Below are 14,524 nucleotides of genomic sequence, written 5' to 3'. Positions count from 1 at the left end.
ACCGCGCGACGGGCGAGGTTCACGGGACGACCACTCGTGAGCGTGACCCGGCGCGCCCCGGACCACGTCCCGGCTTCCCCTCGAACGACGGACCGAACGCGCGTCCGCTGCCTTCGGAAATGCATTCGCTTATCGAGGTGGGGCCATTATGGGGGCTTTCGAATTCGCTCGTCAGCTCATCCCGGGAATATGACAAGTTCGCGCCGGAGCACCCGGCGACCGGCTACGCTCCATGTCGCGCTGCGAGCCGTCTTGACTTCGGCTCGCAGCAGTCGAGCGCTGTGCTGACGCCGCGTTCACGGGAGGCCCGCGGAGAGATCCCCACCGGGCGACACACGTACCGGGGAGATCCACCGGAAAGCCCGGGGAACGCCGCGCGCCGACACGGCCTCCCCGCGCTCTTCCGTGTTGTTCCTGTGCCTTTTCGTGTTCACCCACGTTCTTCGAGGATCTCGATGGTTGGTTCTGGCTCGTCGGCTCCCGGGCGGCCCGCCTCCGCTCTCATATGGCTGTTCTCCCCCCTGTTGACGGGGGTGTGCGCGGTCGCCGCGGTCCTCTCCGTGACACCGGCGGCCCGCGCCCCGGTGGCGTGGTGCGGGGCGGCGGCCACCGTCGCGGTGGCGCTGGCCGCCGCCGAGGCCGCGCGCCGCGGCCGGGCCATCGCCACGCTGCGCCGGCGCCACGCCGAGCGGGAGGCCGCCCTGCAGTACCGGCTCGACCAGCACGACGCCGAGACCTGGCGGTTCGCCAGGGACGTGCTGCCCGAGGCGATCAAGCTGATGCGCCACGGCGCACCCACCGACCAGGTGCTCCGGGTCACCCTGCCGGCGCACGACCTGGAGCCCGGCTTCGCCGCCGCCCACCGCTCCGTCGTCCGGGGCGTGATCGAGGCGATCCAGGCGGAGGAGGCGCTGCGTGACGTCGCGCACCGCGCATTCGTCAACATCGCCCGGCGCATGCAGGCCATCGTGCACCAGCAGGCGTACGACATCCGGGACATGGAGCACAAGCACGGCAACAACCCCGACGTCTTCGGCGACCTGCTCCACCTCGACCACGGCAACGCCCTGACCGGCCGCCTCGCCGACTCCATCGCGGTGCTCGGCGGCTCGCGGCCCGGCCGCCAGTGGCGCACCGAGATCCCGCTCTACAACGTGCTGCGCGGTGCGATGTCCCGCATCCTGGAGTACCGCCGCGTCGACCTGCACTCAGTGGCGGACGTCGCCGTCGTGGGCCCGGCCGTCGAGCCGGTCATCCACGCCCTGGCCGAGCTGCTCGACAACGCCACCCGCTACTCGCCGCCGCAGACCCGGGTGCACCTGACGGCCGTCGACATCCAGTCCGGCATCGCGGTCGAGATCGAGGACGCCGGCGTGGGCCTGACCGACGAGGCCCGCCGCCGCACCGACCGGGTGCTCTCCAAGGAGGGCGGCCTCGACCTGGACGACCTGGGCGAATCCCCGCGGCTGGGCCTCGCGGTGGTCAGCCGGCTCGCCGCCGCCCACAACTTCCTGGTGTCGCTGCGCCCCTCCGCGTACGGCGGCGTCCGCGCCGTGCTGGTCATCCCGCCGGACCTGATCACGGCGAGCCGGTTCCCCGGCGGTGACATCGCCCGCGCCCCCAAGCTTCCCCCCGCCAAGAAGAAGCGGCGGCCCGGTTCCATCCCCGCCCAGCCCTCCTCCACTTCGCCGCTCATCGACAGCCCCGTGCCGCCCCCGCTGGGCGACAGCGGACTGCCCCAGCGCCGTCGGCGGCGCGGTCCGGCCCCGATGCCCTTCGGCCGGGCCGCCGCCGCGGAGCGCCAGCGGGCGGCGGCCCGGGGGCCCGCCGAGCGGCGGCCGCCGGCCCCGTCCGCGGAACGGGAGGAGGAGCAGCCCGTGCAGCCCGGCCTGTGGCTGTCCGCGTTCACCAGCGGCATCAACGGCGAGCTGCCGGAACAGGACGGGCGGCCGATCAGTGATATCTCGTCAGACAAGAAAGAGTAGCCAAGTGACGCAGCAGCCGCGGTTCAACATGGACTGGATGCTCAAGGACCTGGCAACCAGCGTCCCGCAGACCCGCCACGTGATCGTGCTGTCCTCGGACGGCCTGCGCATGGCCCAGCACGGCACGGACACGGAGGTCGCCGACCGGCTCGCGGCCGCGTGCGCCGGCCTGCAGAGCCTGTCCACGGCCATCGCCTCGGAGTTCCCGCACGGGGACGGGCAGATGCGCCTGGTCGTCATCGAGGTGGACGGCGGGTTCTTCTACCTGATGGCGGCCGGGGCCGGGGCCTACCTGGCGGTGCTGGCCGACGACGACGTGGACGCCGGGCTGATGGGCATGAAGATGCGGGACCTGGTGGCCCGCATCGGGTCCCATCTGACCAGTCCGCCCCGGGTCGGCGGACCGGTCACATGAGCGGACCCGGCCCCGAGCGCACCTCCGGTCCCCAGCCGCCGGGGAACCCGGACCGGCTGTACATCCTCACCGGTGGCCAGGAGCGTCCGGCGGCCACCCCGCAGCTCGACCTGGTCACCCTGATCGTCTCGCGCGCCGAGTCCGACACGGGACTCGCGCCCGAGCTGGCGGCGGTGGTCCGGATCTGCGACTTCCCGCTGTCCGTCGCGGAGATATCCGCGTACCTGGAGCTGCCGGTCAGCACGCTCACCCCGCTGCTGACCGAGCTCCTCTCCGAGGGGAAGGTCGAGGCCCGGCCCCCGGTGCCGGCCGCCGCGCTGCCCGACGTCCAACTTCTTGAGGCGGTGATGCATGGACTGCAAAAGCTCTGACGGCTACGCCGGGCCGCGCAGCGAGGACATCCTTCCGGCCTCCGCCACCGCGGCCGTCAAGGTCGTGATCGTCGGAGGCTTCGGGGTCGGCAAGACGACCCTGGTCGGTTCGGTCAGCGAGATCCGGCCGCTGACGACCGAGGAGACCATGACCCAGGCCGGCGTCGGCGTCGACGACCTGGCTGGGATCGAGCACAAGACCGAGACCACGGTCGCCATGGACTTCGGCCGGATCAGCATCAATGAGCAGCTGGTGCTGTACCTGTTCGGCACGCCGGGCCAGGAGCGGTTCTGGTTCCTGTGGAACGGCCTCTTCGAGGGGGCCCTCGGCGCGGTGGTGCTGCTCGACACCCGCCGGATGGAGGTCAGTTACGACGTCATCGGCCGCCTGGAGGAGCGCGGCGTACCGTTCGTCGTGGGTGTCAACGCCTTCCCTGGAGCGCCGCGTTACCCGACGGCGGAGCTGCGGGCGGCGATGGACCTGGACCCGTCGGTACCCATGGTCGACTGCGACGCCCGCGACCGGGCCTCGTGCCGTGACACCCTGCTGACCCTGATGCGCTATCTGTACACCCTCACCACCGTCTCCCCGGAGTCACCGTGACCAACCCCTCCGAACACCCCCGCACCGACTCCCCCGGCGTCCCCCCCGGCGTCTGCCCGATGGGGCCGGGGGGTGTGACGCGGCTGTACGGCCCGGACGCGGAGGCCGACCCGTACGGCCTGTACGAGAAACTGCGGGCCGAGCACGGCCCGGTGGCGCCGGTGCTGCTGCACGGCGACCTGCCGGCCTGGCTGGTGCTGGGCTACCGGGAGAACCTGGACGTGGCCCGTACCCCGTCCCGCTTCTCCCGGGACTCGCGGCACTGGCGGGACATGCGCGAGGGGCGGCTCACGCCGGACCACCCGCTCGCGCCGATCTCCACCTGGCAGCCGGTGTGCGTGTTCGCCGACGGGCAGCAGCACGAGCGCTGGCGCGGCGCGGTCAACGACAGCATGGCCCGGTTCGACCGGCGGGGCCTCCGGCGGCATGTGACGTACTGCGCCAACCAGCTGGTGGACCGCTTCTGTGCCTCGGGCCGGGCCGACCTGGTGCACCAGTTCGCGGAGCAACTGCCCATGATGGCGATGACCCAGCTGCTCGGCATGCCCGACGAGTACAGCCCACGGCTGGTCAACGCGGCCCGTGACATGATCAAGGGCACCGAGACGGCGGTGGCGAGCAACGAGTTCGTGCAGGAGACACTGCGCAAGCTGGTGGCGCGGAAGCGGGCCCAGCCGGGCGCGGACTTCACGACGTGGATGCTGGAGCACCCCTCGGGGCTGTCGGACGACGAGGTGCAGCAGCACCTGCGGCTGGTGCTGATCGCCGCGTTCGAGACGACGGCGAACCTCATCGCGAACACGCTGAAGATGGTCCTGACCGATGTGCGGTTCCGGGCCTCGCTGGCGGGCGGCCACATGACGCTGCCCGACGCGGTCGAGCAGGTGCTGTGGGACGAGCCGCCGTTCATCACCATCCTGGGCCGCTGGGCGACACAGGACACCGAGCTGGCCGGGAAGCCCATCAGGGCCGGTGACGCGCTGGTGCTGGGGCTGGCGGCGGCCAACATGGACACGACGGTGCGGCCGGACCTGGACGCGCCCATCCACGGCAACCGGGCCCACCTGGCCTTCAGCGGCGGCGCCCACGAGTGTCCCGGACAGGACGTGGGCCGGGCAATCGCCGGCACGGGCATCGACGCCCTGCTGCTGCGACTGCCCGACCTCACACTCGGGGTCGACGAGTCGGAACTGGCCTACCGGTCCTCCCTGATGTCCCGGCACCTCACCTCACTGCCGGTGCGGTTCACGGCACATCAGCCACCACGACCGGCGCTGACCGCCGGCGGAGCCGAGACCGCTCAGACCTGTGCCCCCCAGCCGCAGCCGGTGCCGACGCCCACGCCCTCCGTGCAGGTGCCGAGCGCCCCGGTGTCGCGCTCCTCCTGGTGGAGGTCGCTCGTCAGGCGGCTCCGGCGCCGCTGAGGAGTGGGGGGGAGCTGTTCCCACCACCAGGCGATGGACGGCACGGGCAGTGGTTCCAGGCTGTCGTCCGAGGGCGTGGACGTCCACCAGCGGGACGTCCGCGACCCGTAGGGGTCGGCGTACCGGGCGCACTGCTCCGCCCAGTCGAGGTGCCCGCGGACGAAGTGCCCGAGTGCCGCCAGGTAGCAGCGCAGCTCCACCCCGACGGTCGGCCAGATGTGCTCGCGCAGGCGCAGGAAGAGGGTCATGACGCGGTCGCGCATCGCCATGGCCTCCTGCTGTGCGCGGGCGGGCTCCAGTCCCCGTTCGTGGGCGAGGACGTCGATCAGGTTGAGGTTGTCCGCCGCCCGGTGGATCTCCTTGTTCCGCGAGTAGAAGTCGTTGTCCCAGGCCACGAGGGTCCAGGTCATCTCGGTGAGCGCCTTCACCTCCGGCCGGTCCAGGTCCTCGTCGTCCAGGTCGTAGCCCCCCACGATGTCCATGAGTGCGGTGGACGGGGCCATGCCGATGGCGCGCATCCACATGGCCGCATAGTCGTTGAGCGACGGCAGTCCCGGGTCCTGCCGGCAGGCCGCCTCCCAGACCAGGCCCGAGAGGTAGGTGCGCATGCCCTCGGTCCAGCGCCGGAGCTGGCGTGGGCTGGCGTGCTCGGTCAGCTCCTGCCGGACGGCCCGCAGCGCTGCCGCGTGCGGTGTGTCGTCGGGCCAGTGCGGGGTGGGGGCTTCCAGGACGCGCATGATCCGCGACGTGCTGTGGGCGAGGCCGTGGGCGGTGGCCCCGGACTCGTCGCACAGGGCGTCGTCCAGCGAGAACAGCACGGCGTGCAGTTTGGCCACCACGCCGAGCGGTCCGGTCTGCCCGTAGGGCATCGTCTTTGCGGTGAGACCGCCGAAGTCGCACTGCGCTAGTCGCTTCCGTTGCTGCCGTGACGTGTCGAGGTCTTTCTGCAGCATCCAGTCCACCGACAAGTGGTCCAGCTCCTTGAGCCGGGGATGCACGGCGGGCGGTATGGGGCAGTAGAAGGGGATGGTCTCGAGGGGCTGCACTGCTATCCGTTCTCGTACGCGTGACACGCCGCCTCCCCAGGCCGACTCGCAGCGATCCTGTCCACTTTGTGCCGTACCTGCCCAGGCCGGGCCGCCGATAACCCGGTGCAGAGACCGGCGCACGGGAGGCAGGAACCGGAGCGCAAGGATCGCTTCGGATCGTTTTCGATCGGATCCAGCCAAAGGCATTTTCCAAAGGCGTAGGAACAGTGGAATATCACGGACCGCTGTCGGGCATTTTTCCCCATGATCCCTCCCTCTGGGGCCGACGACCGGCCTGGCCGGATCTCGCTCCCGCGCCGACCGGCGCGATGAGCGGTCCGCGCGCCGGTACGTGCCCGAGACTGGAGGCCGGGCGAGCGAGGAGGCGGCATATGACGGCGATCCCCGGCGACCGGCCGCGGCGCGGTGCCGTGCTCGCGTGGCGGGCTCCGGCGGCCGTCGTGGCCGGGGCCCTGCCGGCCCTGGCCTTTCCCGCGCCCGGGCTGTGGTGGCTGGCCTACGCCGCCCTGGTGCCGTGGCTGCTGCTGGTGCGCTCGGCGGGCAGCGCGCGGCGGGCCGTGGCCGAGGGATGGCTGGGGGGTGCGGGGTTTCTTCTCGCCGTGCACCACTGGCTGTTGCCGAGTCTGCATGTGTTCATTCTGGTGCTCGCCGGGCTCCTGGGGCTGCTGTGGGCGCCGTGGGGTCTGCTGGTGCACCGGATGCTGGGCGGGCGGCCGGGCCCGGGGCGGGTGGCGGCGGCCGTGGTGGTCGTCCCGTCGGCCTGGCTGCTGGTGGAACTCGTGCGGTCCTGGCAGTACTTGGGCGGACCGTGGGGCCTGATGGGCGCCAGTCAGTGGCAGTTCGCGCCGGCGCTGCGGCTCGCGTCGCTGGGCGGCGTGTGGCTGGCGGGGTTCGTGGTGGTGGCGGTGAACACGGCGCTCGCGGCGCTGGTGTGCGCGCCGCGCGCCCGGCTGTGCGCCGCGGCGGGCCTCGCCGTCAGCGCCGCCGCCCTGGGCGCGGCGTGGCAGTGGGCCCCGGTGCCGCGGCCGGCGGGCTCGGCGCGCGTGGCGGTCGTCCAGGCCGGGGTGGTCGGGGGCACCGACAGCGTGACGCACCGCTTCGAGGTCCAGGAGCGCCTCACGCGGGAGCTCGCCGGGCGCCGGCCGGGCCTGGTGGTGTGGGGCGAGAGCAGTGTGGGCCAGGACCTGGGCCGCCATCCGGAGCTGCGGGACCGGCTGACGGCGCTGTCCCGTGCGGTGGGCGCGGACCTGCTGGTCAACGTCGACGCCCGGCGCTCGGACCGGCCCGGCATCTACAAGAGCTCGGTGCTCGTCGGGCCCGGCGGGCCCACGGGCGACCGGTACGACAAGATGCGCCTGGTGCCCTTCGGGGAGTACATCCCCGCCCGGTCGCTCCTCGGCTGGGCCACCGCGGTGGGCAAGGCTGCCGGCGAGGACCGCATGCGGGGCGACCGGCAGGTGCTGATGCGGGTGCCGGCCGCCGGTGGTCTGCGGGCCGGCCCGCTGGTGTGCTTCGAGTCCGCGTTCCCCGACATGAGCCGCCGGCTGGCGCGCGACGGCGCCCAGCTGCTCGTGGTCCAGTCGTCGACCTCGACCTTCCAGCACAGCTGGGCGCCGCAGCAGCACGCCTCGCTGGCGGCGCTGCGGGCCGCCGAGACCTGGCGGCCGGTGGTGCACGCCACGCTGACGGGCGTGAGCACCGTGGCCGACGCGCACGGCCGCACCCTCGGCCCGGTGCTGGGCACCGACGGCCCGGCGGCCGCCGTCTACGACGTACCGCTGGCGAGCGGCACGAGCCCGTACGTCCGGGCCGGCGACTGGGTGCCGTACGGCGCCTTCGCGGTCGTGGCCCTGTGCTGTGCGGCGGAGGCGGTACGGGCGCGGCGCCGGGACCGGCGCGACGCGCCGCCCGTCTGAGGCGCGGTCAGGGGCGCCAGTCGGCGATGCCGTCGTGGGCGCGCAGGACGAGGGCGGGGCCGAGCCGTCCGGCGAGGGCGACGGCGCCGGCGCGCACGGCGCGGGCCGGCGCGGAGGAGAGGGTGGCGAGGCGGGCGACCCGGGCCGAGCGGCGGACGATCTCCGTGGTGCGGGGCAGCCGGCGGCGGGTGTACTCGGGGAGCGCCGCGAAGGGGTCGTTCCCGGCGTCGGCGAGCAGCAGCGCGAGGACGGCGCCGTCCTCGATCGCCTGGCAGCCGCCCTGGGCGAGGTTGGGCAGCATCGGGTGGGCGGCGTCGCCGACGAGCACGGTGCGGCCCCGGTGGTGGGCGGGGAGCGGGGCAGCCAGGGTGTGGACCTCGTTGCGCAGCACGGCGGCGGGGTCGGCGGCGTCGAGGATCGCGGGGACGGGCTGGTGCCAGTCGCCGAAGAGGTGCCGCAGGGCGGCGAGTTCGCCGTCCCGGCCGCGGACCCCGGCCGGCACCTTGGCCCCGGCGTACGCGTAGAGGCGGCCGTCGTGGAGCGGGATGGTGCCCCAGTGCCGGCCGCGGCCCCAGGTCTCGTGCGCCTCGCTCGCCTGTTCGTCGGTGACCGCCGCCGGCCGCGGGACGACGGTGCGCCAGCAGGTGATGCCGGAGTACCGCAGGCCCGGGTGCCCGGGGAAGAGGCTGCGGCGGGTGGGCGAGTGGATGCCGTCGGCGGCGACGACGAGGCCGGCGGTGAGCTCGCCGTCACCGGTGGTGACCCGGGCGGGCCGGTCCGGGCCGCCGGGGTCGGCCAGGGTGGCGGTGGTGCCGGTGCGCAGCGCGCCGTCGGGGAGGCGGGCGGCGAGGAGGTCGATGAGGTCGGCGCGGTGGGCGACCACGAGCGGGCTGCCGTAGCGGCGGCCGGCGGCCTCGTTGTCGGTCCAGGACAGGCGTGTACCGCCGGGCAGGCGCAGGCCGCCGCCGGCGTGCCAGCCGGCCAGGGCGCGGACGGCGTCGCCGGCGCCGAAGGTGTCGAGGGCGGCCTGGGCGTTGGCGGCGAGTCCGATGCCGGCGCCGACGGGCTCGACCGACGGGGCGCGTTCGAGGACGGTGACGTCCCAGCTCCGGTGGTGCAGTGCGGCGGCGGCGGTGAGGCCGCCGATGCCGCCGCCTATGACGACGGCGCGGTGGTCCTGCATGGGTGTTCCCTCCCTGGATCACTACAGGTGTAGTGCGGTGCCGTCAGCGTACTACGGCTGTAGTGTCCGGGCGAGGGGTGCGGGTAGGTTGGGCGCATGCCCGCACCGAACGCCTCGCCGCACAGCACCACGTCCCGCCCCCTGCTCATCGCCGACACCGCCCTGGCCCTGCTGGCCGAGCGCGGCATGCGCGGACTGACGCACCGGGCGGTCGACGAGGCCGCCGGGCTGCCCCCGGGCTCCACGTCCAACCACGCCCGGACCCGCCTGGCGCTGCTGGAGGCGGCCGTGCGGCGGCTCGCCGTGCGCGAGGCGGAGGTGCTGGCCCCCGCCGAACTGCCGCAGCCGGCGGCCGGCCGGGAGGGCCTGGTGGAGGCGCTCTCCCTCGCGCTGCACCGCTCGCTGAGCCGGGAGCGGGACCTGCTGGTGGCACGGTACGAACTGGCGCTGGAGGCGTCCCGGCGGCCGGAGTTGCGCGCCATCTACGACGACGCCGGCCGCGTCTTCCGCGAGCCGGTGACGGCGCTCATGGCGGCGGCGGGCTCCACCGACCCGCAGCGGCACGCGCTGTCGCTGATCGCGTGGTGCGAGGGGCTGATGTTCTCCTGCGCGGCGGGCTCGTTCCACGGCGCGGTGCCGGACCGTGCGCAGCTGCGCACGGGGTTCGCGGAGCTGCTGCGCGGAATGCTGGGCGAGTAGGAGGGGCCTGCTGAGGGGCGCACGGCGTGCAAGCGGGCGCGTGCGGCGAAGCCCCGTGATTCCGCGTCACCCGTGCGGGAGGTTCCCTCGCGCCCCGGCCGTCAGCAGGGTGGGCGGGTGCATCGAATGACCGCGACGGCGGCACTGGTCGTGGTGGCTGTGGCGGCCGCCGCGGGCTGTGTCTCCGTCCCTTCCACCGGGGACGGTTCCGGCCCCGCGCAACAGCACCGGACGGCCGTACGGGAACCCGTGCCGGCACCGGCCCGCGAGTCTCTGGCCGGTACGGGCGACGGGGCCGGGTCCGGCGCGGCCCGGCCGGGCACGCAGGGCGAACCCGCGCCTCTCGCCGGCGCGCCCGGGGCCGGGACGACGCCGTGGGACCCCCTGGCCGGGGGCCGGTCCGGGCCCGGCACCGGTGTGCCGCCCCAGGTGCCGGGCGTGCCCGGTACGGCCGCGGCGCCGCAGGCCGGTGAGGCGCCGCCGGAGCAGCGGGCGGCGGACCCGCCGCGGGCCGCTGTTCCCCCGCCCGCGCCCGCACCGGGACCGGCCTCGCGCCAGGCGCCGCCCGAGGCTCCCCCTCCCCCGCGCCGGCACGCGCCGGAGGCCCCGGCGGCCCCGCCCCCGGCCCGCGTGGAGCAGCCCGCCCCGGCACCGCAGCCGCCACGGGCCCGCGGCCGCGGGACGGGGGTGTGCGCCATGGGCGACACCTACGGCCGGTGGCAGCCGGGGGGCGACGCCTCACGCATCTGCCGCCAGGTGTACGGGGACTGACCGGCACCGGGCCGGACGGGCGGGGCCGGGCGGGAGCGGGCGGTCAGACCGCGAGGTCCGGGATCCGCCAGTCGATCGGCTCGTGGCCCTGGGCGGCCACCGCCTCGTTGATCTGCGTGAAGGGGCGGCTGCCGAAGAAGCGCTTGGCGGAGAGCGGCGAGGGGTGCGCGCCCTTGACGACCGCGTGCCGGGTCTCGTCGATCAGGCGCAGCTTCTTCTGCGCGTAGTTGCCCCACAGCACGAACACGGCCGGGTCGGGGCGGGAGGCGACGGCGCGGATGACGGCGTCGGTGAAGGTCTCCCAGCCCTTGCCCTTGTGCGAGTTGGGCTCGCCGCCGCGGACGGTGAGGACCGCGTTGAGCAGGAGGACGCCCTGCTCGGCCCACGGCATCAGGTAGCCGTTGTCCGGGACGTCGTAGCCGAGCTCCGCCTGCATCTCCTTGTAGATGTTGCGCAGGGACGGCGGCGTCTTGACGCCGGGCCGCACGGAGAAGCACAGGCCGTGGCCCTGGCCCGCGCCGTGGTACGGGTCCTGGCCGAGGACGAGCACCTTGACCCGGTCGTAGGGGGTGGCCTCCAGGGCCGCGAAGACCTCCCCGCGCGGCGGGTACACCGGCGCCTTGGCCCGCTCCTCCTCGACGAAGTCGGTCAGCTCCTTGAAGTAGGGCTTCTCCAGCTCCTCGCCGAGGACTTCGCGCCAGGACTCGGGCAGCACGTCGGTGACGGTCACGTCGACAACCTCCGGAGGTTCGTTGCGTTCTCGCCGGAGAACTTACCTCCGGCCACTGACAACGCTCCTCCCGGCCGGTGCCCGTCCCGCCCGCGCGGCCTCAGAACCCGGCGTTGAGGAAGAGCCCGCCGTCGACGACGAGGGTCTGCCCGGTGATCCAGCCCGCCGCGTCCGACAGCAGGAAGGCGGTGGCCCCGCCGACGTCCTCGGGCGCGCCGAGCCGGCCCAGCGGGTAGGAGGCGGCGGCCTCCTCCTCGCGGCCCTCGTAGAGCGCGGCGGCGAACCGCGTCTTCACCACGGCGGGCGCGACGGCATTGACGCGCACGCCCGGCGCGAACTCCTGCGCCAGCTGCGCCGTGAGGTTGATCAGGGCGGCCTTGCTCACGCCGTACGCGCCGACGAAGGGCGAGGCGGTGAGCCCGGCGATGGAGGCGATGTTGACGATCGCCCCGCCGTGCTCCTTCTGCCAGGCGTGCCAGGTGCGCTGGGCGAAGCCCAGCGCCGAGACGACGTTGGTCTCGAAGACCTTGCGGGCGACGGCCAGGTCGACCTCGGCGATGGGGCCGAAGACGGGGTTCGTCCCGGCGTTGTTGACGAGGTAGTCGACGCGCCCGAACTCCTCCATGGCGCGGGCGACGGCGCGCTCCTGGTGGGCCTCGTCGTGCGCCTTGCCCGGCACACCGACCGCCCGGCCGGGGCCCAGCTCCTCGACGGCCTGCCGCAGCGCCTCCTCGTTGCGGCCGGTGATCACCACCCGGTCGCCGCGCGCCACGAGCGCCTCGGCGACGGCGCGGCCGATGCCCCGGCTCGCCCCGGTGACGAGCGCGACGCGCCCGGTGGGCCCGGGCGGCTGCGGAACGGTCATGATCGGGTTCTCCTCGGGGTGCCTGGCGGTTCCTGGTGGTGCCTGCCGTCCGGTGGTGTGCCGGTCCGGGTCAGTCGAGCGGGCCGCCGGCGACGTAGAGGACCTGCCCGGAGACGAACCCGGCCCGGTCCGACTGGAAGAACGCGATGGCGTCGGCCACGTCCTCCGGCTCGCCCACGCGCTGCACCGGAATCTGGGTCGCGGCGGCCGCCTTGAAGTCCTCGAAGCCCATGCCGACGCGGGCGGCGGTCGCGGCCGTCATGTCGGTGGCGATGAAGCCGGGCGCCACGGCGTTGGCGGTGATGCCGAACTTGCCCAGCTCCTTGGCGAGCGTCTTGGTGAAGCCCTGGATGCCCGCCTTGGCCGCCGCGTAGTTGGCCTGGCCGCGGTTGCCGAGGGCGGAGCTGCTGGAGAGGCTGACGACGCGGCCGAAACCGGCGTCGACCATGTGCTTCTGGCACGCGCGCGACATCAGGAACGCGCCCTTCAAGTGCACGCCGAGCACGGTGTCCCAGTCGCTCTCGCTCATCTTGAACAGCAGATTGTCGCGGAGCACCCCGGCGTTGTTGACGAGGACGACGGGCGCGCCCAGCTCGCCGGCGACGCGGGCCACGGCGGCGTCGACCTGGCCGGCGTCGGTGACGTCGCAGCCGACCGCGAGGGCCCGGCCGCCCGCGGCGGTGATCGTCTCCACGGTCCCGGCGCAGGCCGCCTCGTCCAGGTCGAGGACGGCCACCGCACGGCCCTCGGCGGCCAGCCGGACGGCGGTGGCCGCGCCGATGCCCCGGGCCGCGCCCGTGACGACCGCGACGCGCTGCTCGCCGGCCGCGCCGGCCTCGGTGGTGGACATGCGGGTTCTCCTCACGTCGGGGCCTCGGGGGCCACGCCGGCGCCGGTGAGCGACCGCTCAGTAGCGTGGACGATCAGACGCTAGAAGCCGTGCGACGGACTGTCAACGCCCCGTTGCGGCCCCGCCGTCCCACCACCGTCCCACCGGCGTCTCACCGGACCAGCAGGTCCAGCAGGCGTTCGGACTCGCGCTCGGGGTCGGCGGTCAGGCCGGCGTGCACGGGGCCGGGCTGGACGACCGTGCTGCGCGGCGCGATCAGCCAGCGGAAGCGGCGGCCGGCGTCGTCGCACGCGGCCTGGCCGGCCCGCTCGCCGCCGGCGCAGACACCCTCGACGGCGTGCAGCGCCGCCCGTACGCCGGCCACGTCCGCCGCCGGGTCGAGGGCCAGCAGCCGGGCCTCGTCGAGGTGGACGCGCGCCGCCACGTAGGAGCGGGCCTGGCAGTAGACGACGACCCCCGCGTTGATCTGCTCGCCGCGCTCCACGCGCGGCACCACGCGCAGCAGCGCGTACTCGAAGACGTCTCGTCCGTCGTGGCGCGTCACTTCGCACCCTTTCCCTTCACGTTCAGCCGGACCCGTACCCACTCCGGTGCCTGGGAGGGTGCGGCGGTGCTGCGCTCGCCGATGGTGATCCTGTCGCCGATGCCGCGGGCCCGCTCCAGCAGGACCTCGACGTAGGCGCGGCGGACGGCGTCGGGGCCGTCGAAGCCCGGTTCGCCGTCGAGCCATTCGTCGGGCACGTCGGCGACCACGGCGGTCAGCAGCTCCTCGGTCACCCGGGGCGCCAGCTCGGCGGCGGCACCGGCGACGTCCGGGGCGAAGGTGACCAGGACGTGGTCCGAGGCGTCGTACGGCCGCTGCGCCGCGGTGGCCGCGGTGGGCCAGTTGTGGTGCCAGATCATGGTGGCGCCGTGGTCGATGAGCCACAGCTCGCCGTGCCAGACCAGGAGGTTGGGGTTGCGCCAGGACCGGTCGACGTTGTTGATCAGCGCGTCGAACCACACCACGCGCCCCGCCTCGGCGGCGTCGGTCTCGAAGGCGAGCGGGTCGAAACCGAGGGCGCCGGGCAGGTAGTCCATGGCCAGATTGAGGCCGCCGCTGGCCTTGAGCAGCGCCTGCACCTCCTGGTCGGGCTCGCCCCGGCCGATGACCGGGTCGAGCTGGATCCGGGCCAGGTCCGGCACGCGCAGCCCGAGGGCCCGGCCGAGCTGCCCGCAGACCACCTCGGCGACGAGCGTCTTCCGGCCCTGGCCGGCGCCGCTGAACTTCATGACGTACGTCCCGAGATCGTCGGCCTCGACGATGCCGGGCAGCGAGCCGCCCTCGCGCAGGGGCGTGACGTAACGGGTGGCGGTGACCTCCGGCAGCATTACCCGAGGCTCCGCAGCTCGCTTGCCTTGCAACAATCCATCGTCCACTCCCAGGGGGCGCCCGCCGGGGACCCGGCCGGCGTGAAGTGAGCATAGTAACCGAGCGTGACCGGACGGGACCACGATCGCCGACAGGCCCGGCTCCGGGGGCCGATTCGGCACTCATATGATCGGCAGGGTGCCGGACAGCATCGGGGAATTTTGCGGCTTTACGGATAGAATGAACGATTCGGCAGCGGGCAGCGGGCAGCGGGCAGCGGGCAGCGGGCAGCGGGCAGCGGGCAGCGGGCA

The 14,524-nt window shown here is 74.1% G+C and carries 14 protein-coding genes and 1 pseudogene; 8 read left to right on the top strand and 7 right to left on the bottom strand.

What is annotated here, in order from left to right; translation table 11 throughout:
- The first annotated feature begins 455 nt into the window (after window positions 1-455).
- The 5 genes from IE305_RS29185 to IE305_RS29165 are packed head-to-tail and all read left to right on the top strand — an operon-like array spanning window position 456 to window position 4,799.
- Window positions 456-1,985 carry an ATP-binding protein gene (locus IE305_RS29185; RefSeq protein WP_229891669.1) on the top strand — a complete coding sequence of 510 codons (1,530 nt, stop codon included), beginning with the start codon at window positions 456-458 and terminating at the stop codon, window positions 1,983-1,985.
- A gap of 28 nt (window positions 1,986-2,013) precedes the next feature.
- The gene (locus IE305_RS29180; RefSeq protein ID WP_190132885.1) at window positions 2,014-2,400 is read left to right on the top strand and encodes a roadblock/LC7 domain-containing protein; all 387 of its coding nucleotides are present in this window, start codon (window positions 2,014-2,016) and stop codon (window positions 2,398-2,400) included.
- A complete protein-coding gene (locus IE305_RS29175) occupies window positions 2,397-2,771 on the top strand; it encodes a DUF742 domain-containing protein (RefSeq protein WP_190132816.1) in 375 nt (124 codons plus the stop codon). The genes IE305_RS29180 and IE305_RS29175 overlap by 4 nt, the downstream gene beginning before the upstream one ends.
- Window positions 2,752-3,375, top strand: a complete 624-nt coding sequence (locus IE305_RS29170) for a GTP-binding protein (protein WP_190132815.1) — start codon at window positions 2,752-2,754, stop codon at window positions 3,373-3,375. Before IE305_RS29175 ends, IE305_RS29170 begins: the two co-directional genes overlap by 20 nt.
- The gene (locus tag IE305_RS29165; protein WP_373311777.1) at window positions 3,372-4,799 is read left to right on the top strand and encodes a cytochrome P450; all 1,428 of its coding nucleotides are present in this window, start codon (window positions 3,372-3,374) and stop codon (window positions 4,797-4,799) included. Before IE305_RS29170 ends, IE305_RS29165 begins: the two co-directional genes overlap by 4 nt.
- A gap of 260 nt (window positions 4,800-5,059) precedes the next feature.
- On the opposite strand, the pseudogene IE305_RS33265 reads toward IE305_RS29165, so the two are convergent.
- Window positions 5,060-5,668, bottom strand: a pseudogene (locus tag IE305_RS33265) (terpene synthase family protein); the annotation flags it as partial.
- A gap of 551 nt (window positions 5,669-6,219) precedes the next feature.
- Here IE305_RS33265 and lnt point away from each other — a divergent pair.
- Window positions 6,220-7,764: an apolipoprotein N-acyltransferase gene (gene lnt / locus IE305_RS29155; RefSeq protein WP_190132813.1), complete on the top strand. Its 1,545-nt coding sequence runs from the start codon at window positions 6,220-6,222 to the stop codon at window positions 7,762-7,764.
- A gap of 7 nt (window positions 7,765-7,771) precedes the next feature.
- Here lnt and IE305_RS29150 read toward each other — a convergent pair whose 3' ends face one another.
- Window positions 7,772-8,947: an FAD-dependent monooxygenase gene (locus IE305_RS29150; protein ID WP_190132812.1), complete on the bottom strand. Its 1,176-nt coding sequence runs from the start codon at window positions 8,945-8,947 to the stop codon at window positions 7,772-7,774.
- A 96-nt stretch (window positions 8,948-9,043) separates the two neighbouring features.
- On the opposite strand from IE305_RS29150, the gene IE305_RS29145 reads away from it, so the two are divergent.
- Window positions 9,044-9,646, top strand: a complete 603-nt coding sequence (locus IE305_RS29145) for a TetR/AcrR family transcriptional regulator (protein WP_190132811.1) — start codon at window positions 9,044-9,046, stop codon at window positions 9,644-9,646.
- Window positions 9,647-9,772: 126 nt separating this feature from the next.
- Window positions 9,773-10,417 carry a hypothetical protein gene (locus IE305_RS29140; protein WP_190132810.1) on the top strand — a complete coding sequence of 215 codons (645 nt, stop codon included), beginning with the start codon at window positions 9,773-9,775 and terminating at the stop codon, window positions 10,415-10,417.
- Window positions 10,418-10,460: 43 nt separating this feature from the next.
- Here the strand turns inward: IE305_RS29140 and IE305_RS29135 are convergent, their stop codons facing one another.
- The 5 genes from IE305_RS29135 to IE305_RS29115 all read right to left on the bottom strand — a co-directional run bounded on the left by IE305_RS29135 (window position 10,461) and on the right by IE305_RS29115 (window position 14,233).
- The gene (locus IE305_RS29135) at window positions 10,461-11,147 is read right to left on the bottom strand and encodes a uracil-DNA glycosylase (RefSeq protein WP_190132809.1); all 687 of its coding nucleotides are present in this window, start codon (window positions 11,145-11,147) and stop codon (window positions 10,461-10,463) included.
- A 100-nt stretch (window positions 11,148-11,247) separates the two neighbouring features.
- Window positions 11,248-12,012: an SDR family oxidoreductase gene (locus IE305_RS29130; protein WP_190132808.1), complete on the bottom strand. Its 765-nt coding sequence runs from the start codon at window positions 12,010-12,012 to the stop codon at window positions 11,248-11,250.
- A gap of 70 nt (window positions 12,013-12,082) precedes the next feature.
- A complete protein-coding gene (fabG, locus tag IE305_RS29125; protein ID WP_190132807.1) occupies window positions 12,083-12,862 on the bottom strand; it encodes a 3-oxoacyl-ACP reductase FabG in 780 nt (259 codons plus the stop codon).
- Window positions 12,863-13,013: 151 nt separating this feature from the next.
- The gene (locus IE305_RS29120; protein ID WP_190132806.1) at window positions 13,014-13,406 is read right to left on the bottom strand and encodes a DUF3037 domain-containing protein; all 393 of its coding nucleotides are present in this window, start codon (window positions 13,404-13,406) and stop codon (window positions 13,014-13,016) included.
- Window positions 13,403-14,233 (bottom strand): HipA family kinase, encoded by an 831-nt coding sequence (locus IE305_RS29115; RefSeq protein ID WP_190132805.1) that lies wholly within the window; start codon window positions 14,231-14,233, stop codon window positions 13,403-13,405. The genes IE305_RS29120 and IE305_RS29115 overlap by 4 nt, the downstream gene beginning before the upstream one ends.
- Between the last annotated feature and the right edge of the window lie 291 nt (window positions 14,234-14,524).

It is taken from the genome of Streptomyces mashuensis (assembly GCF_014654785.1).
In the GTDB taxonomy this organism is placed as follows: domain Bacteria; phylum Actinomycetota; class Actinomycetes; order Streptomycetales; family Streptomycetaceae; genus Streptomyces; species Streptomyces mashuensis.
This window is presented reverse-complemented; position numbering and strand designations above follow the sequence as displayed.